Origin of the sequence: Desulfovibrio subterraneus (assembly GCF_013340285.1) — a bacterium.
Taxonomy (GTDB): domain Bacteria; phylum Desulfobacterota; class Desulfovibrionia; order Desulfovibrionales; family Desulfovibrionaceae; genus Halodesulfovibrio; species Halodesulfovibrio subterraneus.
Window position 1 is genome coordinate 274,042 of sequence record NZ_BLVO01000016.1, and the last position, 18,152, is coordinate 292,193.

An 18,152-nucleotide genomic window follows, 5' to 3' on the forward strand; every position below is an offset into this window, starting at 1 on the left:
GGAACGCCTACTTCAGCATTGAGCTGTAGTAGACCTTTTCCGTCACGTCGGACCATTCCTTCCACTGCGCCATAAAGGCCTTGCCGCACTCGAGACAGGTAATGGACTTTTCCTTTATCACCTTGGTCGGGTCCTGTTCCGTCTCAGGCGCTACCGTTTCTGCCTCCGCACCTTCGGCAATCTGCTTGATGGAAAGAGCAATGCTCCGCATCATGGAGCTGATCTCTTCTTCCGTCATGGTACGCACCGATGCCTGAGCCTTGATGATCTCCAGCGCTTGTTTCAGATACTCATCCATACGGTACTCCTTCGGGCCTTGTGCGTACTTTCCGGCATTGTGTCCGGCAGTGCCGCACTCCCCCCCTGTAGTTTCAGCGTGTATGTGATGGTCCCCCATGAGGATACAAATCACTCACCACAGACTATTTAAGCATCACCCAAGACCGTTGCCATTATTTTATACAATAAAACAAGCCTACAATCGTATTTTCTACCTCCCGCACAACAGGGGCCGCCCTCTGCGGCATTCTCCCTGCAACAAGAAACGGCGCAGACATCAATATCTGCGCCGTTGTTCTGCTGTGCGGGACCATTATTTCCACAATACCCGCTTAGTCCCACCGGTTGCGTTTGCGGTGCAAAAAATCATGTCCCTCACCCGGATAGACCATGCGGTCCTCTGCCGGAGTGGGTGTTCCTTCCGGCCATACTCCGGCAACAGGCTCAGGCCCCTGCAGTGCCGCGGCGCACGGCGCGCTGTCCGTCATACGCGGATGCTCGCGCACATCCACCCCCGGCACCATGCAGCTGAATTCCAAAGCTATACCGTTGGGGTCGAAGGTATACACCGAGTGGATGAAGCCGTGATCCACCGGTTCGGAAACCCATATGCCCGCCCCTTCCAGCCTGTCGCGTATCTCCCACAAGGCCTCGGAATCAGCCACCCCCACTGCCACATGGTCAAAGGCGTATCTGCCCCGCACGGGGACCCCGTGGTCTTTTTCCACAAGCGGTTCCACGCCTTCCCACTCGAAAAAGGCAATCATGTCCGTTGCCGATATCTCGAAGAAATACTGACGGTAGCCCTCATGCCCCAGTCCCGCCACAAGCCGCATTCCCAACAGATCGCGCCAGAAGCGCACGGTGGCATCCATGTCGCCCGTGGCCATGGCCAGATGATTAACGCCGGTATATCGTGTCATGCTGATTTCAAAATGAGGTTGAGATCGTGCTTGAATGCTGCAGCAAGCCCGCAGCGTCATCTTTTGGAGCGCCTACTGCAGCGCTTCCAGTTCCTTCATGATGCTGCCCAGTTCAGGGCGAAGATTTATGTCGGATACCGAGACGTACCGGATGATACCCTGCTTGTCGACAATGATGATGCCCCGCTCGCTCACACCTTCCGTCCGGAGAAGCCCGTAGGCTGATGCCACTGCGCCGTGCGGCCAAAAATCTGATAGTACGGGAAACCACAGGCCGCCTGCGTCCATCTGGTGCGTCCACGCATACAGCGAGGGCAGATTATCCGTGGTTATGCCAAGCAGAACCGCATCGTGCGCCTCGAACAGCTCGCGTGCAATGTTATACCCCGGCCACTGGTCGGAACAAACGGGCGTGAAGGCCGCAGGCACAAAACTGATGACCACGTTCTTCTTTCCGCGAAACTCCGACAGAGAAACCTTGCCCCCACTGAGCGAAGGCAGACTGAAGTCAGGCGCAGCCTGCCCCACGGCCACCTTGAGCACGCTGTCCACGGGTTTCAGACGCCCGGGGTCAAACAGCTGCGCAGGGTCCACTACCGCCCATGCGGAACCGGCCGAACACAGCATCAGAGCCGCCAGAAGCAGGACCAGCCTGCAATATGAATGATGACGGAGCATGGGCACCTCCTATTTAAGGCCCGCGGCCTGCTTCTGCTTCGTAAAGAACGCCGCGGGTGATTTCATGCGCCCTGTTTCCGAATACAGGGTTTCCAGCTGGCCGCCCTTGAGGTTCACCAGATAGAAATGCGGTGTTGCGGGTTGCCCCAGCTGCGTGTGCAGGGCAAGTTCCGTATCCTCGAACAGCGGCAGGGAAATACCATACTTCTTTCTGAAGAACTGCACCTCGAACCGCGAATTGCCCGCGCCTATGCCGATGAGCTTCATGGCGCCCGCATGGGGTGATGCGTTCATCAGCTCATAAAGTTCGTTCACGGCAGGCGCTTCCGCCTGGCAATGCGGGCAGTACATGCTGAATACCTCTATGAGCACGTAGTCTGCTTTCACGTCCTTGAGCGTCCAGGGGCCTTCCCCCGTGAGCCCCAGATAGTCCTTCTGCACAGCAGTCAGATCGCCCGAAAGCACGACATCGGGAAACGCTTCACCGGCTTTCAAGGGCTCGGCATGCAGTGTGCCCGCCAGCAGCGGTACCAGCAGAACAGCCAAAATGAGCAGCAAATTCGGACGCTTCATATCCCACTCTCCTTATCAAAGGTCAGTCTTGCATTTATACTAGTACAGCGGTCTAGCCTTTGCTGTCCAGTTGCCATGACATGCTTCAGTTTCACCACCGGACAGGTGTGCCAATGCATAGAACTGCAACGCTGAATTCGTGAATATTATCAAATTACACAGCACGTTATAAAATATAACCTTTCTATCTTACTGCAAGATATGACTATAATATTTACTGCAACACCGTAGACACGGTTATGCATATGTCGTATATTTCAACAAACGGTAATCGCCCGGGGTCGTCTTTGTACATCTTTTTTACGAAGGCTAGCAGGGAATTACGATCTATCGTTGACATAGTACATTGGCAAATTGAGTTGCCCATCATCAATCCAGTGTGCGATCGGCCCTTTGTTACGGATACACCCGACAGGGCACAGCCGGTCACCGGCAGGCACAAAACGCGGCAGAGGCGTGTTGCAAACATGATTAAGGAGGATACTTCTGGAAGAGATGTTCCCATATATCGGCAAAGTGAGTTGCCCATGAGCAGGGAAGATACTGACGTAAACCTGCATGTCGTGCGCGAATAGTCTCATTGCAATGTCCACCATCGGACTGAATGCATGAGAACGCCGGTCACCGGAACGCGCACGACTTCTTTTTTGCATACCCCCCTATTTTTGCCGCGCCAACTGCCCTCTTCTGCGGCAGTAAATACACACAGACCTTGCCAAATGAGCCGGAAGGCATTAGACCTACCTTTCGGGTAGGATTTGACCTGCGAGCGGAAGCTGCGTATTCAGGCAACGTCCTGCCCCGCAAAGGAATTCCCGTTGGTTTCTCTTTGCAGCCACTGGTTTCCGCCGCCCAGCTACATACCCCCATCAGGCATGACGGACGGCCCAATTCATGATCGACGGCAGTAACCGTCGCAAGCACGTGATTTCGGAGGAACCTCCATGTCCAAGCATGTTGTTGTCATCGGCGCGGTGGCACTGGGGCCCAAGGCCGCCTGCCGTTTCAAACGCCTCGAACCCGGCTCCAGGGTCACGCTCATAGATCAGGCTCCGCGCATTTCCTACGGCGGCTGCGGCATTCCCTATTTCGTTTCCGGTGAAGTGAACAGCGTCACCGATCTGCAGTCCACGCCCTACCACATAGTGCGCGACGCAGCCTTTTTCAAAACCAACAAGGACGTTGACGTTCTGACCAACACCCGCGCCACCAAGGTGAACCGTGCGGAAAAGACTGTTGAGATCGTCGACGTGCTCACCGGCAAGACCGACACCCTGCACTATGACAAGCTGGTGCTGGCCATGGGCTCCAAGGCCAACCTGCCCCCCTTTGAAGGCATCAACCTTTCCGGCATATCCGCGGCCACCAATCTTGATGAAGCCGAGATGCTTCGCAATGCCGTTGCCGCCGGTCAGGTGAACAGCGCCGTTATCGTGGGTGCGGGTTTCATCGGCCTTGAAATGGCCGTGGCCTTTGCCGACATGTGGGGCATTGAAACCACTGTTGTGGAACTGCAGGATCAGGTTCTGCCCAACTTCCTTTCCAAGTCCATGGCCACCATGGCCCAGCACGACCTTGAGGAAAAGGGCGTGACCGTTCTGCTCGGCGAGTCCGTGCAGCGCTTCGAAGGCGAAGACGGTGCCGTGGCCCGCGTGGTCACCAACAAGCGCACCATCGAAGCCGACCTCGTGGTGCTGGCAGCAGGCGTTTCCCCCAACACCGGCCTTGCCAAAGAAGCGGGCATTGAATGCGACCCGCGCGGTGCCATTATCGTTGACGAATACATGCGTACCAACGATCCCGATATTTACTCCGGCGGCGACTGCGTCACCATACCCAACCTCGTGACGGGCAAACGCGGCTACTACCCGCTCGGCTCCATGGCCAACCGTCAGGGCCGCGTTATCGGCACCAACCTTGCGGGCGGCAAGGACACTTTCCCCGGCGCAGTCGGCGGCTGGGTGGTAAAACTCTTTGATCAGTCTGCATGCGGCGCGGGCCTGACCATCGAAAACGCCGTGAAGGAAGGCTTTGACGCCATCAGCGTGCATGTGGAGCAGTTTGACCGCGCCCACTTCTTCCCCGAAAAGGCACTCATGTCCCTTGAACTGGTTGTGGACAAGCCCACCCGCCGCGTGCTCGGCATTCAGGGCATGAGCGAACTGGGCGATGCGCTTACCGCACGCATAAACGCCGTGGTACCGCTGCTCAAGGCACACAGCACCATTGAAGAGGTTTCTAACCTCGAAGTGGTCTACTCACCACCCTTCGCCTCTGCCATGGACATTGTGAACGCTCTTGGCAACGTAACCGAAAACGTGCTGGAAGGTCGCAATCACATGATGACCCCTGCCGAGTTCGCCAAAGCATGGGGCAACTGCGACACCGACGAAATGTGCTTCATCGATACCCGCCTTTCCGGCAACGCCCAGCCTCTTGTGGAAAAATATCCCGGCCGCTGGCACAACATTCCCAACGAGGAAATCCGTGCCCGGATAAATGAAGTGCCTGCAGACAAACCTATAGTGGTTATCTGCAACACCGGCCTGCGCTCGTACGAAGCCATGCTGCTGCTCAACGAACTGGGTCGCGGCGATGTAAAATCCGCTGCCGGCGGCATGGTTGCCCAGAAAAAGATCGGCTCAGCCATTTAGCTGCACCGCACCCCATTTAAATGCACAAAACCGCCCGAAAGGGCGGTTTTTCATTGGGACGCGAACCGCAAGCCGCTTTTCCTTTTTTAATCGCTTATACCGCAACTGTGCGCGTTGCGATTTTACCCGCTGCAAACCGCAATTTGCTGCGATACATCATTTTATTGAGATGCCACATTTATTACAGTGCATTTCGATCAGCGCCCCCTGTATTCCCCGACCAACGACATTGACGTTTGCTTTTTGCTTCCCCTATCATCACCTCTGGTGAGGGGGAAAACCTGATTCCCATTTTACCCCCGACCACATAAACACTCTCGAATACAAGAGCATCACCGCAGGCATTGTGCATGCAGATCCAGCATACCATCGGAGAACACACCATGACCCAGCCGAACCACGAGACAATCATCAACACCCGGAACGTTCTTGTCAGGGTCATGCGCCTCGGGCCCCGCGAATCTTCTCCGCAGCATTTTCACACCGAGATCACCGACACCATGGTCGGGCTGAGCGGTCCCGTTGTTGTTACCGAACATGCGGTAGCCGCAATCACCAGCGGGGAACAGACCGGCACCCCGCAGCCAAAGGAAAAGGCGACCGAAGTCGCCGTTTCTCTCGCTCCCGGAGAGCGCCATTCCGTGCCCCCCCTCACCAGCCATTCGGTATCCAATCCCGGTGACGAACCGGTGGAGTACCTGCTGATTCAGGGCGTGGGCAAATACGATTTCATTCTTACTGTGTAATCTCGCCCTCTTCCCTGCCTTCAAGGAACTTGGCGCGCAGGCGGGATATTTCGTCAGAAAGTTCCTGACGGTCTTCGCTGCTCAGAGAAAGCACGTCCATGCGATGCACGTCGGGCTCCAGATACTGGATGGATACAAGGCCGCCCTCTTCCGCAAACACGGAAGCAAGCCCGCGCACGGCATAGGCTTCGCCAACCTTGATCCGCTCGAAAGTGGACTTGTCGCACTGGGGGAAGAACAGGATGATGTCGTTCTCCTCATCTTCCGCGAACAGCACCTTGCCGTATACGTCCATTTCGTGGCCGCCGTCTTCCATGTGCTTTTCCACGATAAAGACGTCTGAATTCACTTCTACTACCAGAGGCATGTGTTTCCCTCTCCGTATATTGGATTGCGCCCCGCATGGGCGCAGACAGAATCAATCAGTACCGGTACAGCCCGATGCTGCATGCCGGTCGGATTTGGTACACGGCTCCCGCCTTCATGACCAGCGGAAAACGCACACCGGCTAACGCTTACTTATCGTAATACGATTTACAACTTTTTCGTAATACTCATTTTCCATATCCATCACCACGGCTGCATGACCGCGTTCCCGCATGCGGAAAAAAATGGCCTGCAGCTTCTGCATCTGCCGGTAGCGGGTCTGCTCATCCACGTTGCCCTGCAACATCTCGATTATGGTGGTGGCATCCTTTATGTCCTGCGCTTCCGGCGGCAGATAGCCTGCGTTCCTGAGCACCTTGTAGGCCATGCGCAGGTCCGGCGGCACCATGGAATCGTCATCCAGTTCCAGCGGTTTGCCCGCACCGGGCAGTTCCCTGAATTCGCCCTTTTCCGTGGCTTCCGATATGCGCTGCTCCGCAATGGCGGCGATGATGTTCATGTTACCGGCCTCTTTCTTCTGCCCGCGCCCTGTCTCAGGCTGCGGCAGCCTCTCCTAGTGCTGTGCAGCTATGGCCTGCAAACCTTCGGTCTTCAGCCATTCGCCAACGGATTGCGCTGCCGAAGCCATGCCCTTTGAAGCGGCATCGGCAATGGCCTGCGGTGTCATGGCGGAAAGAGGCTCATGCACGTCCACGGAACGGGTGAGCAGAAGCACCTTGCCCCGCTCGGTCCACAATGCCATGCGCAGGCTTATCACCATTTCCGACTCATGCTCACGCACTTCAAAGCGCTCCACCCTGCCGGTCAGCACGGCCTGATGCTCCTGCCTGTTGCGCGCGGGCCACACCAGCGTGTACTCGCGGTTGGCCTGCAGGGACGATGCGATACTGACAGTTGCAATGGATGCCGGAGCGCCTTCCCAGTACCAGCGGGTGCTGGGGGTGAGCACATTGCCCCGCGCCATCATCACGGCAGATCTGTCCAGCGCAGGAAAGCTCTCGAAATTCTCCATGAGGATGAGCGGTCCGCCGAAACGGTGCGAGGTACCAAGAGTACCGTCGCCCGTGCTGTTGGCCTGCATTGCGGCAGCCTGACGGGGCGCGATGCGCAGAATCTGCTCTGAAGGAATTTTGCTGCCCACGCAGCCGGAGATCATCACCGCAGCCAGAAGGAAGACAGCCACTAATGCCATACTCCCTGACGCGAATTCACGTCGGATACTGGCGGCGCCAGTGTGTATACTGTTCCGGACACTCTTGCGAACACGAGCCATGATTACTCCTTCATCCTGTCGTCCGGAGGATAGATGACCTGCCACGGACGTTCCTTGAGCGACTGGGTGAGCACCTTGAGATTGTGGGTAAGTTCGGCTGTATTGTCGAGAATCTCTTCAACCACGCGCTGGTCGTAATCAAGATCCTTCTGCAGCTGGCCGCTCAGGCCGGTAACCGAGGCGCCCACCGCCTCCACCTGCGTGCGCAGCACCTTAAGGGTTGTTGCGGTATCTCCGTGCACGCCGGTTATGGCCGCATTAAGGTTGTTTATGGCAGCATTAAGATTCTGTCGGGTTTCGCTCACCATCTGGCGTGTTTCCCGTATGCCGTCTCTGGCATCGTGTGCCACGCCCTTGAAATCGCTGTTCAGTCCGCCGATCATACCATGAGCATCCTTCAGAAGCCCGTTCATCTCCACAAGAATGCTCTGCACCTGCTTGCGGTTGTCCGTATTGAGCAATTCGCGCAGGCTGTCTGCAATCTCTGAAATCTTCGGTTCAAGCTTGGCGGCCATGGTGGCCATGGATGCCGCAACTTCCATGATGTCCGGTGTGGGTTCCTGCGGAATCTCGCTGCCTGGCGGCAGGGCCGGACCGGCCTTGCGCGAAAGGTTCAGCAGCACGAAGTTGTCGCCCACTATGCCTTTCTGCGAAATGGACGCCATGGTGCCGTCGTACACGGTAAAACCATCCTTCAGGCCTATCACCACAAGCACGAGACCGGGGTCGTCCTTGTCCACATCAATTTCCAGCACACGGCCGACATTGATGCCCGCATACTTGACCGGCCTGCCCACATCCAGATTCTTCACCCCGTTGAAGCGTATGACGTAGTGGTCAAGCTTTTCCCAGAACCGGTGGCCGCCGAAAGCAATGATGAAAAGACCTAATATGATAAGCCCCGTAACAACCGTTACGCCGGCACGGGCCATTTCCCTTTTTCCTGCTGCCTGATTCAGCACACTGCTTCTCCCCGTAATATGTTACCGCAGCCCGTCCGCTCTCTCCGCAACCTGCCCTGCATGCAGGACCGGTTACAAAAAGGGCGCCTGACGGATGTTGGGCTGCCGGTCAAGAAACTGTCTGATGTAAATATCTTCAGTGGATTTCAGCGCATCTATGCCGCCCTCGAACAACACCTTGCCACCGTGCAGCACCACAACATGCTCCGCAATGGTGAAAAGGCTGTCGAGATCATGGGTAACAACCACAATGGTCATACCCAATGCCTCATGCAGATCAAGGATAAGCCTGTCCACCTCTGCCGCGGTGATGGGGTCCAGTCCTGCAGAAGGTTCATCGCACAGCAGCATTCTCGGATCCATGACCAGCGCACGGGCCAGTCCCGCCCGCTTGCGCATGCCGCCCGAAAGCTGGTTGGGATAATAGTCCATGAACTGTTCCAGCCCCACCAGCGAGAGCTTGAGCCGCACCATGGTCTGTATGGTGCCTTCATCCAGATTTGTGTGCTCCAGCAACGGCAGGGAAATATTCTCGCCAAGGCTCAGCGACCCCAGCAGCGCGCCATCCTGAAATAGAACGCCCATGTTACGCTTGTGCTTGTAGAACCGGTCCGGACTCATGGCGAACAGGTCTTCGTCTTCAATAAAAATCTTGCCTTCGCTGGGTACGGCCAGACCGAGAATATGCCGCAGCAGCGTTGACTTGCCGCACCCGCTGCCCCCAAGAATGACGGATATCTTGCCGCCGGGCAGTGTAATGTTGGCATCACGCAGGGTGACGTTTCCGGGGTACCCCACCGCAAGATTTTTGGTGGTGATGCTTGGTGCCTTGGGTCTGGATGCCATTGCAGTGCCCGCTTACATGAAGGTGTAGTTGATGGCGGTGAAAAAGAAGTCGAGCAGTATGATCAGGAAGATGGACTGCACCACTGCCTTTGTGGTTCTTCTGCCCACGTCGGCAGCACCGTCGCGGGCCATGAGTCCCTGCCAGCAGGAAATGACAGCAATGGTTATTCCGAAGCCCAGTGCCTTTATGAGACCGGAGAATACATCGCCCACGGTCAGAAAGTTCACGCACTGTTCAAAATAGGTCTTGAGAGTAAGGCCGAGGAATATGGCGGAGAACAACCCGCCGGAGACTATGCCCACAAGGTCTGCCATGAGCGTGAGTACGGGCAGCATAACCGCCATGGCCAGCAGTTTGGGCCAGACGAGAAACCGTATGGGGTCTATGCCGATAACATGCAGAGCGTCTATCTCTTCCGAAATTTTCATGGTGGCCAGTTCGGCGCAGAACGAGGCGCCCGAGCGGCCGGTGAGGATTATGGCAGTGAGCAGCGGGCCAAGTTCCTTGATGATGATGACAGACACCATGTTGGCCACATAGCTGAGGGCCCCCACCTTTTCGAGCTGCCCTGCGGCCTGCAACGCGAGAATCATGCCTGTACAGGCGGCGATAATGGCGACGATGCCGACGGAACCCGTACCCACTGCGGTCATGTGGTTCCAGCTCTGCCATGAATAAAAGGCGCGCCTGTGCCGTAAAATGCCCGTGAAGCACCTGAGCAGATCGTTGATCAGCTTTGCAAGAATAGTCAGCTCACTCCACATGGTGTATTTCGTGTGCTCCTACATCCCGAAGAGAATGCCGACCTGCGTCAGGCTGAACAACTTGCGCACCTGAGGTGAGGCGTCTGTTACCTCAAGGCCTCTTCCGTCCATCATCAGCACCCTGCGGGCTTCAATGAGAACGGCCAGACCCGATGAATCGAGATAGCTGACATTGCCGAGGTCCAGTTTGAGAATGCCGCTGGTTTCCCTGACGGCGCCCAGCAGAAAGCTGCGCACGTCGGGTGTGACTGAATAGTCTATCTCCCCCCGCAACGTAATGAACCCATTGTCCTTGCTTGCAGTCCAAAGATCCTTCGCCGCCATTGCCATCCTCCTGTCCGGCTGCTTCTGCCGCTGCATGCTTCAAACCGGCAGACCATACTCCGGCCACACTCCGATCTTGCCTGGCCATCATGCGGGATCACGCCAGACTTCCAGTAAGGTTATGTCATCATTGCTGGCTATGCCCGCCTGCCACAGATCCACCGCCGCCAGCAGTGCCCTGCCATACGGTGCCGAGCTGGCCGCCTGCAACAATTCCATGACACGCTCTTCACCATACAGTTCATGAGCGGCATCATAAGCCTCTGTTATGCCATCAGAAAGCAGCAACAGAGACTGACCTGACCGCAATTCTACCAAAGTGTCATCATAATGCACATTCTGCTCTATGCCAAGCGGCAACCCTGTGGATACAGGCAATTCCCGCACGGTGCCGGAACTGACAATCAAGGGACGCAGGTGTCCGGCGTTGGCAAAGGTGACGGTCTGTGCAGCCATATCGTACACCGCAATGCATACCGTAACAAACAGGTTGTTTTCCATGTCGTTCAGCAGCATTTCGTTCAATATTTTCAGTATACCCGAGGGAGTTATTTCGCTTGCGGCATGGCTGCGGATGCGCGACCAGACCGCAGTGCCGACCAGTGCCGCACCAAGCCCCTTGCCCGCAACGTCCGCAATGTAGGTGACAAGCCTGCCGTCCGGCAGCGGAATGAAGTCATACATGTCGCCGCCCACATGGATGGCCGGCCTGCTTGTGGCCCACACGTTCCAGCCTTTCGGCATGGCCGGGAGTCTGGGCAGAAAAGCCTTGTGGATATGCGCTGCGGCCTGCAACTGCACGGTCATGCGCTCCTGCTCCAGCAATGCCTCAAGCAACTTGGAACGCACAAGCGCCACACCGGCCAGATGGGCAAAACTCTCGAGAATCTCCAGATCTTCAGTCGTAAAATCACCACCGTCGTGCGGGTTGAGCACCTGTGCCACACCCAGCAGTTCATTCTTGTAGAGTATGGGAACGCAGAGAAGTGAGCGGGTGGTAAATCCGGTTGCAACATCTGCAAGACGGTTTATGCGTGGGTCGCTCCCGCTGCACAGAATGGGTTTTCGTGATTCTGCAACGCAGCCGGCAATGCCTTCGCCCATGTGCAGGGTAAAGTCGCCTTCCAGAATCTGCTGCGCCACAACGGGAGAATCGTTTCTGGCCAGAGCGAATCTGAGCACGTTCTGCTCTTCATCGTACAACAGGATGGACGACGCCACCGCATCCGTCACATCCTGCGCCAGTTCAAGCAACCGCGGCAGCAGTTCCGGCAGGGAATCCATCTGCGCGAGCATCTGGTTTGCCTGAATAAGCTTGCGCAGACGGCTTTCTTGTCTTGTTGCCATATCCGGAAACTCCATCAGCCCCCCCAACGTTGTTCCCTGTTACCCGCCGGTGCACCCGCTACGGTACCGGCGTCACACCATCAGACCCACTGCTCTATTTCCGGCACGCCGGACCGGTTGATGGCCTCTACCAGCCCTTCCGGCGAGACCGTGGCCGCGCCTACATGGCCAACCACCACACCCGCCGCATAGTTTGCCAGCATGCATGATTCCAGCAACGGAAGCCCCGCCGCCAGCGCCAGTGCCGCCGTGGCGATAACCGTATCGCCCGCGCCGGTCACATCAAATACTTCACGCGCCATGGTGGGAATGTGCCATACGCTTTCCCGCCCTTCAAACAGGGCCATACCCTGCGGTCCGAGGGTGGTGAGCAGCCTGTCGCAGCCCAGCAGATCAAAGATGGCCTGCCCTGCGGCGATAATCTCTTCCTGCGTACCCACGGGCATATTCGCGCCTTCGCTCGTTTCCTTGGCGTTGGGCGTGAGCATGAAAACGCTCTTGTACCACTTGAAGTTCGGCGTTTTGGGGTCGACCAGAATTTTGGGGGTACGTGCCGCGCTTCTGCACAGCGCCGTAAGCCGCTCCATGAAGGTCTGGGTCACCAGCCCCTTGCCGTAATCCGACACAATGCAGACATCGTATTCGTCAATACATTGCGAAACGACCTTGAAGACTTCTTCAAGTGCCTCGCCGGATATGGGAGATGTGTCTTCCCTGTCTATGCGCAGCATCTGCTGCCGGCTGGCAATGATACGCGTTTTCCGCGTGGTCTTCCTGCCTGCTATGCGGATGAAGGTATGTTCGATGGAATCCGTGGTGAGCAGCGAATCCAGAAGGTCTGCGCCGCTGCCCGTGCCGGTGATGCACACAAGGTGGGGGATACCGCCAAGGCTGCATATATTGCGGGCCACGTTACCCGCGCCGCCCAGCACGTGCCTGTCGTTGAATACCCGCACCACGGGAACCGGCGCTTCGGGCGAAATGCGCTCCGCATCGCCGGTAAGGTATTCATCGACCATCACGTCGCCTATGAGAAGCACCTTCTTGCCCGCCAGAAGCGGGACCATATCGCTCATAGCACGAGTCGTCATTCCTGATTTCGTCGTCAAACTTGATTCCATTGTCAGTCTGGAGTCCATTATCAGTCTGGAGTCGGTCATGCAGGTTATCCGTTTACAGTAACGCCGAGTCTGGTCAGCAGTTCATTCAGCTCATCCTGGCTGGAGAAGGAAAGTGTAACCTTGCCCTTCTCTTCCGTTCCGCTGACAGCCACCTTGCCGCTGAAGACGGTTGAAAGCGTGCTGTGAATATCCTTCATGCGCGGAGATAGAACCATCGCAGGGCGCTGTGCCTTTGCTTCCTTTACCGCTTCAGCACCTTCATGCGCGGGCAGTTCGCCGTGCGCCTTCCAGTATTGAGCCATGGCTTCGGCCTGCCGCACAGTAAGCATCTGCTTGATGATGCGCTCAAGCATCTCATCCCGCACCTCTTCAGCAACCGCCAGCAGGGTACGCGCATGTCCGGCACTGATGGTGCCGTTCTGCAGCATGGCCCTTGCAGCCTCGGAAAGCTGCAGCAGGCGCAACGTGTTGGCTATGGAAGAACGGCTCTTGCTGAGCTTCTGCGAAAGATCTTCCTGCGAGAGGCCGAACTTGTCTTTGAGCTCCTGCATGCCGAGCGCCTCTTCCATGGGGTTGAGGTCTTCGCGCTGCAGGTTTTCAATAAGCCCCACGGCCAGAGTCTCAAGGTCCGTCATTTCACGGATGATGACCGGCACCTCGCGGATTCCGGCCATGCGGCTGGCACGCCAGCGGCGCTCACCGGCCACGATTTCATAAAATGTTTCTTCCCCGTTTTTCACGGGGCGGACCAGCAGAGGCTGCAACACGCCCTGCGCCCGGATGGATGATGCAAGCTCTTCCAACCCTTCTTCGGCAAATGCCTTGCGCGGCTGGTTGGGGTTCGGCTTCAGCATGCGCAGGGGAAGGGTGTTCGGAGTGGTGCCACCGGTTGCCACCGGTTCTTCATTCGACTTGAACAGGGCGTCCAGCCCTCTACCGAGACCTCTTGGTGCTCCTGCCATCTGTATAACTCCTTGACAATCCGTCATTTCGCCCTAAGTCTACAGCCTCAACTTAGTCAGTCGAAGCGCAAACGGAGGCATTCATGTCTGAAAAAGATTCTCACGTCGTCCAGCTCTATGCCAAGGACGGCTCAATGTACGGTGTTTTGCTCAGCCCTCAAATATGGGACATGGTGAGCCGCAAGGTTGCCCCCATTCTGGAGCAGGCTCTTGATACCATGTACCCCACTCTCGCCAGCGAGAAACCTGAACCCCTTGATGACTGGCAGCAATTCAAGGATTTCTGGGATTTCAAGTATCCGTTCAGTGCCGAGGTGGAGTGCAAAATATGCGGTAGCAAAACGTCCGATTGGGAACATGACCCCGCAAAACCTTTCCGCCTCAAAAACACCAGCTTGAGCGGGTTGTGTGTGTTCCATTGCATGAAGTGCAAGGCAACCGTCCGCAAAAAGCACTTCAAAGACCACATATGCTTTGAGGCAACCGCCACCAATACGAGCAACACGGTTGGTAGCTGCGGAACCATCATCGACTAGTTACAAACACACTACAACGCGTATTACGGGCGCGGGGGCCTTCTCAGCACAACCTCTTTGGCCAGTGCGAGATAGGACTCCGCGCCTTTTGATTTTACATCATAATGAATGATGGAACGCCCGAAGCTCGGCGCCTCAGACAAACGCACGTTACGCGGCACCACTGTTTCAAACAGGTGGTCGGGGAAGCATTTGCGCACTTCATTCTTCACCTGTCGGGACAATCTGTTGCGCACATCGTACATGGTGAGCACTACCCCAAGCAGGTTAAGATTGGGGTTAAGGCGCTTTTTCACCTGCTCAAAGGTCTGCAGCAGCTTCACTATACCTTCAAGCGCAAAAAATTCGCATTGCAGCGGAACAAGCAGTTCCCGCGCAGCGCACAGGGCATTCAGCGTAATCAGCCCCAGCGAGGGCGGACAGTCCAACAGAATATAATCAAAACGCGATTCAAGCGTATTGAGCACATCCTGCAGATAGTATTCCCGCCCCATTTTATCCACCAGTTCAAGCTCAATGGCTACCAGATCGGTGGTGGAAGGCAGAATGGAAAGGAAGGGAGTGTTTGTTTCATACACTGCTTCCAGCGCCTCTTCAGGCTGAAAGAAGGTGGTGTACAGGTTATTGGGCATGGTTTCATGATCCAGTCCCAGCCCGCTAGAGCAGTTTGCCTGCGGGTCGCAATCTACTACCAGCACCCTTTTTTCCATAACAGCCAAAGATGCGGCAAGGTTTATGGATGTGGTCGTCTTCCCTACTCCGCCCTTCTGGTTGGCTACAGCGATAATCCTGGCCACGTCGACCTCATTCTACGTTGGTTGTGTGGACATGTTTCATGTGAAACATCAAGAATCATCCAAATGCACATGCGTACCTTCACTAGCTAGAAAATGGAACGTTTTGTGTCAACTCACCCTTCCACTTACATTGACTACTTATCAGCTGCTTAACCTGCAGCACGCATGGCCTACGGGGGATTTTGCCACCCACAATCTTTTTTTGGAAAAATTTTGCCTCTTCGCAATTTGGAGAGTGAATGTTTCACGTGAAACAAACTACATGTTAAAGTGAAGTTAAAGCGTAATACGAAATGGCGATTACAACGCTCACATTAAGGAATCACAAGCGTAGAACAGAAGTAAAACATACGCTCAATGGCAACTCTGATTGGCGAAAACCAGTTAAGCAGACATGATCCGCAGCTCTAAGAACTGGCAGAACCGGCAATAAAAAAGGCCCGCACAAGGCGGGCCTTCCATACGGAAAAATCAAGGAGCTGCGTATTACACCTTGTAGTAGTCGCGGTACCAATCGACAAACTTGCTGATGCCCTCTTCCACCGAGGTGCTGGGCTTAAAGCCAGTGTCGGCGATAAGATCATCCACATTGGCGTAGGTGGCGGCAACGTCGCCGGGCTGCATGGGCAGCATGTTCTTCTGGGCCTTCATGCCGAGCTTGTCTTCAAGCACTTCGATGAAGTGGCCAAGTTCCACCACGTTGTTGTTGCCGATGTTGTAGAGGCGGTACGGTGCAGGGCTGGTGCACGGGTCGGGAGCTTCACCGGACCAGTTGGGATTCGGTTCAGCGGTGCGCTTGGTTACGCGGACCACGCCTTCAACGATGTCGTCAATGTAGGTAAAGTCGCGGCGCATTTTGCCGTGGTTGAACACATTGATCGGCTTGCCTTCCAGAATGGCCTTGGTGAAGAGGAAGAGTGCCATGTCGGGGCGGCCCCAGGGTCCGTACACCGTGAAGAAGCGAAGGCCGGTGGTGGGCAGACGGTACAGATGGCTGTAGGTATGCGCCATGAGCTCGTTCGCCTTTTTGCTGGCAGCATACAGGCTGATGGGGTGATCCACGTTGTCATGCACGCTGAAGGGCATGGTGGTGTTCAGCCCGTACACAGAACTGGAAGATGCGTAGACAAGGTGCTCTACCTTGTTATGGCGGCAGCCTTCCAGAATGTTGCAGAAGCCGACAAGGTTGGAATCGACATAGGAATTCGGATTTTCAATGGAGTAGCGCACGCCTGCCTGCGCAGCAAGGTTCACCACGTGGGTGAACTTTTCTTCGGCAAACAGCTTTGCCATGGCAGGACGATCGGCAAGGTCCACATAGGCATGCTTGAAGTTCTTGTTCTCGAGCAGAATGCCAAGACGGGTCTTTTTGAGTTCCACACTGTAATAGTCGTTCAGGATATCAAGACCGACTACGGTATGCCCTTCTGCCAGAAATCTGCGCGAAAGGGAAAAGCCTATGAATCCGGCTGCGCCTGTAACAAGAATATGCATGCTCTATTCCTTGTTCGTTCGTTTTGCTTGTCATTGAAAAAAAGATGCCTGCGAAAAACATGATACCGGAAAACGTCCGGAAAAAAATGAAGTGGCGAGGGGCAGGCTGGCGATTTGTAGCATCATATCGGCTGATATGCCAGCACCGCACAAACGGAAATTCTGATGGGAAGCATCAATTCAGATGAATTTACAGCCCGGCTTACATGTGCAAACCAGCCCCCCTGTCAATCAGCCGTAATCCCCCCTCTGAGCCGCAAAGCAATCCGGTCCGGCCCATATATCAAAATCACCAAAAAAAACGATTATATCGAAAATACGAAGGTCATGCAAAAGGGGTCCGAAGACCCCCTTTGGTCAATTTTTCATGACTCAACACAGTTTGCACACCCTACTCTTCACCCTCTGCAGAGACAGTCGGTGGAGAAGATTTGTCTGCGCCGTAAACAGCCGCATTGAGCGAGATAGGAAGCGGAGGATTTTTGAGGAACAAGCGCAGTGCCTTTTCCATGGTTTCTTCAGGAACAAAGGTATCAAGGCAAGGTCCGTTAGGCCGCTCGTTCAGCACGCCGAACACTGGCAGCGGATAGGTATCCTGAATGCCGGAGGTAAGGTCGCGTTCGCAGGCTACCGCAATGATCATCCTGGGCCGCTTCTGCACCACAATACGCCGTGCAATGGTTCCGCCGGTGGCAACGGCGAACTGCACACCGTAATGGTCGCGCAACCGCAACAACATGCTCACGGGGCATTTGCCGCAACGTTTGCAGTGATCCACATTATACGAAAGGCGGATGGAGCATTCGCTGGATTGCAGGCAGTGCGGTGTGAGAATGAGTATCTCGTGCGGTTCAAACGTACCGTTTTCGGACCGCACAAGCTCGTTGTTCACCTTGATGAAGGAGTGACGGACACGCTCTTTGGAAATGCCGAGAAAACGGGCCAGCAACACCATGAGGGGCAGAAAAAGCTTGATGGTAAGCCCGCGCATGCGCTGGGTACCAAGGACGGGCCGCCCTTTGAGAATATGCAGCACAAGACCCAGAGATGCCCACGCGATAACCGCGATAAGTGCAAAAAGGAATGCTCCGGTGAGATAGGGGAGCAGCGGGTGGATGTTTGCAAGCCCGATATAGGGAATTATCCAGAACAGCAGCAGGATGGTGCACAACAGAATGCTTGTACCGGTGATAAGACCGATAAACAGACGTTTGCGCGACCCGTAATAATCTTCCGGACCATACTCGTCAGATGATTGCGGAGTGGTTGCGGATGGGTGTCTTCTTCGTATCATTCAGCCTGCAGGGGTAAATGGTTTTAAGCAATCGAACCGCTTAGGCACAGCATACCTTATCCGGACGGAAGTGCAAGATGCGGAGTCATTACTCACCCCCTGCACACCATTCATAAACGTAGGCTGACAAATAAAAAAGGGCCTGCACTCAGCAGGCCCTGACGATGTTTCAACAAGGGGCACAGGCCTGT

Annotated in this window: 20 protein-coding genes; 3 read left to right on the plus strand and 17 right to left on the minus strand. The window is 55.5% G+C overall.

Annotated features, from left to right (window positions below):
- Window positions 1-7: 7 nt before the first annotated feature.
- From HUV30_RS15600 to HUV30_RS15615, 4 genes are all read right to left on the minus strand, one after another.
- Window positions 8-298: a MucR family transcriptional regulator gene (locus tag HUV30_RS15600; protein ID WP_174406431.1), complete on the minus strand. Its 291-nt coding sequence runs from the start codon at window positions 296-298 to the stop codon at window positions 8-10.
- Between the two features lie 313 nt (window positions 299-611).
- On the minus strand, window positions 612-1,202 hold the full coding sequence (locus HUV30_RS15605) for a VOC family protein (protein ID WP_174406432.1): 591 nt from the start codon (window positions 1,200-1,202) through the stop codon (window positions 612-614).
- A gap of 72 nt (window positions 1,203-1,274) precedes the next feature.
- A complete protein-coding gene (locus HUV30_RS15610) occupies window positions 1,275-1,880 on the minus strand; it encodes a peroxiredoxin (RefSeq protein WP_243452216.1) in 606 nt (201 codons plus the stop codon).
- 9 nt (window positions 1,881-1,889) lie between these two features.
- Window positions 1,890-2,453 (minus strand): peroxiredoxin family protein, encoded by a 564-nt coding sequence (locus HUV30_RS15615; RefSeq protein WP_174406433.1) that lies wholly within the window; start codon window positions 2,451-2,453, stop codon window positions 1,890-1,892.
- Between the two features lie 944 nt (window positions 2,454-3,397).
- Between HUV30_RS15615 and HUV30_RS15620 the strand changes: the two genes are divergently transcribed.
- Window positions 3,398-5,107 carry an FAD-dependent oxidoreductase gene (locus tag HUV30_RS15620; protein WP_174406434.1) on the plus strand — a complete coding sequence of 570 codons (1,710 nt, stop codon included), beginning with the start codon at window positions 3,398-3,400 and terminating at the stop codon, window positions 5,105-5,107.
- Window positions 5,108-5,457: 350 nt separating this feature from the next.
- Window positions 5,458-5,853 carry a type 1 periplasmic-binding domain-containing protein gene (locus tag HUV30_RS15625; protein WP_205245247.1) on the plus strand — a complete coding sequence of 132 codons (396 nt, stop codon included), beginning with the start codon at window positions 5,458-5,460 and terminating at the stop codon, window positions 5,851-5,853.
- On the opposite strand, the gene HUV30_RS15630 is transcribed toward HUV30_RS15625, so the two are convergent.
- The 10 genes from HUV30_RS15630 to HUV30_RS15675 all read right to left on the minus strand — a co-directional run bounded on the left by HUV30_RS15630 (window position 5,843) and on the right by HUV30_RS15675 (window position 13,840).
- On the minus strand, window positions 5,843-6,220 hold the full coding sequence (locus HUV30_RS15630) for a hypothetical protein (RefSeq protein ID WP_174406436.1): 378 nt from the start codon (window positions 6,218-6,220) through the stop codon (window positions 5,843-5,845). The two genes, HUV30_RS15625 and HUV30_RS15630, sit on opposite strands and share 11 nt — an antisense overlap.
- 141 nt (window positions 6,221-6,361) lie before the next feature.
- The gene (locus tag HUV30_RS15635; protein WP_174406437.1) at window positions 6,362-6,739 is read right to left on the minus strand and encodes a DnaJ family domain-containing protein; all 378 of its coding nucleotides are present in this window, start codon (window positions 6,737-6,739) and stop codon (window positions 6,362-6,364) included.
- 54 nt (window positions 6,740-6,793) lie between these two features.
- Window positions 6,794-7,432 (minus strand): ABC-type transport auxiliary lipoprotein family protein, encoded by a 639-nt coding sequence (locus HUV30_RS15640; RefSeq protein WP_174406438.1) that lies wholly within the window; start codon window positions 7,430-7,432, stop codon window positions 6,794-6,796.
- 83 nt (window positions 7,433-7,515) lie between these two features.
- A complete protein-coding gene (locus tag HUV30_RS15645) occupies window positions 7,516-8,475 on the minus strand; it encodes an MlaD family protein (RefSeq protein ID WP_174406439.1) in 960 nt (319 codons plus the stop codon).
- Window positions 8,476-8,547: 72 nt separating this feature from the next.
- Window positions 8,548-9,321 carry an ABC transporter ATP-binding protein gene (locus HUV30_RS15650; RefSeq protein WP_174406440.1) on the minus strand — a complete coding sequence of 258 codons (774 nt, stop codon included), beginning with the start codon at window positions 9,319-9,321 and terminating at the stop codon, window positions 8,548-8,550.
- A gap of 12 nt (window positions 9,322-9,333) precedes the next feature.
- Complete coding sequence (locus tag HUV30_RS15655; RefSeq protein WP_174406441.1) at window positions 9,334-10,086, minus strand: MlaE family ABC transporter permease; 753 nt, start codon at window positions 10,084-10,086, stop codon at window positions 9,334-9,336.
- Window positions 10,087-10,104: 18 nt separating this feature from the next.
- Window positions 10,105-10,410 carry an STAS domain-containing protein gene (locus HUV30_RS15660; protein ID WP_243452217.1) on the minus strand — a complete coding sequence of 102 codons (306 nt, stop codon included), beginning with the start codon at window positions 10,408-10,410 and terminating at the stop codon, window positions 10,105-10,107.
- 87 nt (window positions 10,411-10,497) lie between these two features.
- Window positions 10,498-11,757 (minus strand): PP2C family protein-serine/threonine phosphatase, encoded by a 1,260-nt coding sequence (locus HUV30_RS15665; RefSeq protein WP_174406442.1) that lies wholly within the window; start codon window positions 11,755-11,757, stop codon window positions 10,498-10,500.
- 80 nt (window positions 11,758-11,837) lie between these two features.
- Entirely contained in the window at window positions 11,838-12,848 is a 1,011-nt protein-coding gene (locus HUV30_RS15670) for a bifunctional heptose 7-phosphate kinase/heptose 1-phosphate adenyltransferase (protein ID WP_174406443.1), read from the minus strand.
- A 74-nt stretch (window positions 12,849-12,922) separates the two neighbouring features.
- Window positions 12,923-13,840: a ParB/RepB/Spo0J family partition protein gene (locus tag HUV30_RS15675; RefSeq protein ID WP_174406444.1), complete on the minus strand. Its 918-nt coding sequence runs from the start codon at window positions 13,838-13,840 to the stop codon at window positions 12,923-12,925.
- An 83-nt stretch (window positions 13,841-13,923) separates the two neighbouring features.
- On the opposite strand from HUV30_RS15675, the gene HUV30_RS15680 reads away from it, so the two are divergent.
- Window positions 13,924-14,376 (plus strand): hypothetical protein, encoded by a 453-nt coding sequence (locus HUV30_RS15680; RefSeq protein ID WP_174406445.1) that lies wholly within the window; start codon window positions 13,924-13,926, stop codon window positions 14,374-14,376.
- A gap of 23 nt (window positions 14,377-14,399) precedes the next feature.
- Here HUV30_RS15680 and HUV30_RS15685 read toward each other — a convergent pair whose 3' ends face one another.
- The 3 genes from HUV30_RS15685 to HUV30_RS15695 form a co-directional block, all read right to left on the minus strand.
- A complete protein-coding gene (locus HUV30_RS15685) occupies window positions 14,400-15,173 on the minus strand; it encodes a ParA family protein (protein WP_174406446.1) in 774 nt (257 codons plus the stop codon).
- 486 nt (window positions 15,174-15,659) lie between these two features.
- Window positions 15,660-16,667, minus strand: coding sequence for an NAD-dependent epimerase (locus tag HUV30_RS15690; RefSeq protein ID WP_174406447.1), 1,008 nt, complete (start codon window positions 16,665-16,667; stop codon window positions 15,660-15,662).
- Window positions 16,668-17,058: 391 nt separating this feature from the next.
- The gene (locus HUV30_RS15695; RefSeq protein WP_174406448.1) at window positions 17,059-17,961 is read right to left on the minus strand and encodes a DUF116 domain-containing protein; all 903 of its coding nucleotides are present in this window, start codon (window positions 17,959-17,961) and stop codon (window positions 17,059-17,061) included.
- Window positions 17,962-18,152: the final 191 nt, after the last annotated feature.

Excerpts from the sequence above, each read along its gene's own strand:
- HUV30_RS15600 (WP_174406431.1), bottom strand. The coding sequence starts at position 298 with ATGGATGAGTATCTGAAACAAGCGCTGGAGATCATCAAGGCTCAGGCA.
- HUV30_RS15605 (WP_174406432.1), bottom strand. The coding sequence starts at position 1,202 with ATGACACGATATACCGGCGTTAATCATCTGGCCATGGCCACGGGCGAC.
- HUV30_RS15610 (WP_243452216.1), bottom strand. The coding sequence starts at position 1,880 with ATGCTCCGTCATCATTCATATTGCAGGCTGGTCCTGCTTCTGGCGGCT.
- HUV30_RS15615 (WP_174406433.1), bottom strand. The coding sequence starts at position 2,453 with ATGAAGCGTCCGAATTTGCTGCTCATTTTGGCTGTTCTGCTGGTACCG.
- HUV30_RS15620 (WP_174406434.1), top strand. The coding sequence starts at position 3,398 with ATGTCCAAGCATGTTGTTGTCATCGGCGCGGTGGCACTGGGGCCCAAG.
- HUV30_RS15625 (WP_205245247.1), top strand. The coding sequence starts at position 5,458 with ATGCAGATCCAGCATACCATCGGAGAACACACCATGACCCAGCCGAAC.
- HUV30_RS15630 (WP_174406436.1), bottom strand. The coding sequence starts at position 6,220 with ATGCCTCTGGTAGTAGAAGTGAATTCAGACGTCTTTATCGTGGAAAAG.
- HUV30_RS15635 (WP_174406437.1), bottom strand. The coding sequence starts at position 6,739 with ATGAACATCATCGCCGCCATTGCGGAGCAGCGCATATCGGAAGCCACG.
- HUV30_RS15640 (WP_174406438.1), bottom strand. The coding sequence starts at position 7,432 with ATGGCATTAGTGGCTGTCTTCCTTCTGGCTGCGGTGATGATCTCCGGC.
- HUV30_RS15650 (WP_174406440.1), bottom strand. The coding sequence starts at position 9,321 with ATGGCATCCAGACCCAAGGCACCAAGCATCACCACCAAAAATCTTGCG.
- HUV30_RS15655 (WP_174406441.1), bottom strand. The coding sequence starts at position 10,086 with ATGTGGAGTGAGCTGACTATTCTTGCAAAGCTGATCAACGATCTGCTC.
- HUV30_RS15660 (WP_243452217.1), bottom strand. The coding sequence starts at position 10,410 with ATGGCGGCGAAGGATCTTTGGACTGCAAGCAAGGACAATGGGTTCATT.
- HUV30_RS15665 (WP_174406442.1), bottom strand. The coding sequence starts at position 11,757 with ATGGCAACAAGACAAGAAAGCCGTCTGCGCAAGCTTATTCAGGCAAAC.
- HUV30_RS15670 (WP_174406443.1), bottom strand. The coding sequence starts at position 12,848 with ATGACGACTCGTGCTATGAGCGATATGGTCCCGCTTCTGGCGGGCAAG.
- HUV30_RS15675 (WP_174406444.1), bottom strand. The coding sequence starts at position 13,840 with ATGGCAGGAGCACCAAGAGGTCTCGGTAGAGGGCTGGACGCCCTGTTC.
- HUV30_RS15680 (WP_174406445.1), top strand. The coding sequence starts at position 13,924 with ATGTCTGAAAAAGATTCTCACGTCGTCCAGCTCTATGCCAAGGACGGC.
- HUV30_RS15690 (WP_174406447.1), bottom strand. The coding sequence starts at position 16,667 with ATGCATATTCTTGTTACAGGCGCAGCCGGATTCATAGGCTTTTCCCTT.
- HUV30_RS15695 (WP_174406448.1), bottom strand. The coding sequence starts at position 17,961 with ATGATACGAAGAAGACACCCATCCGCAACCACTCCGCAATCATCTGAC.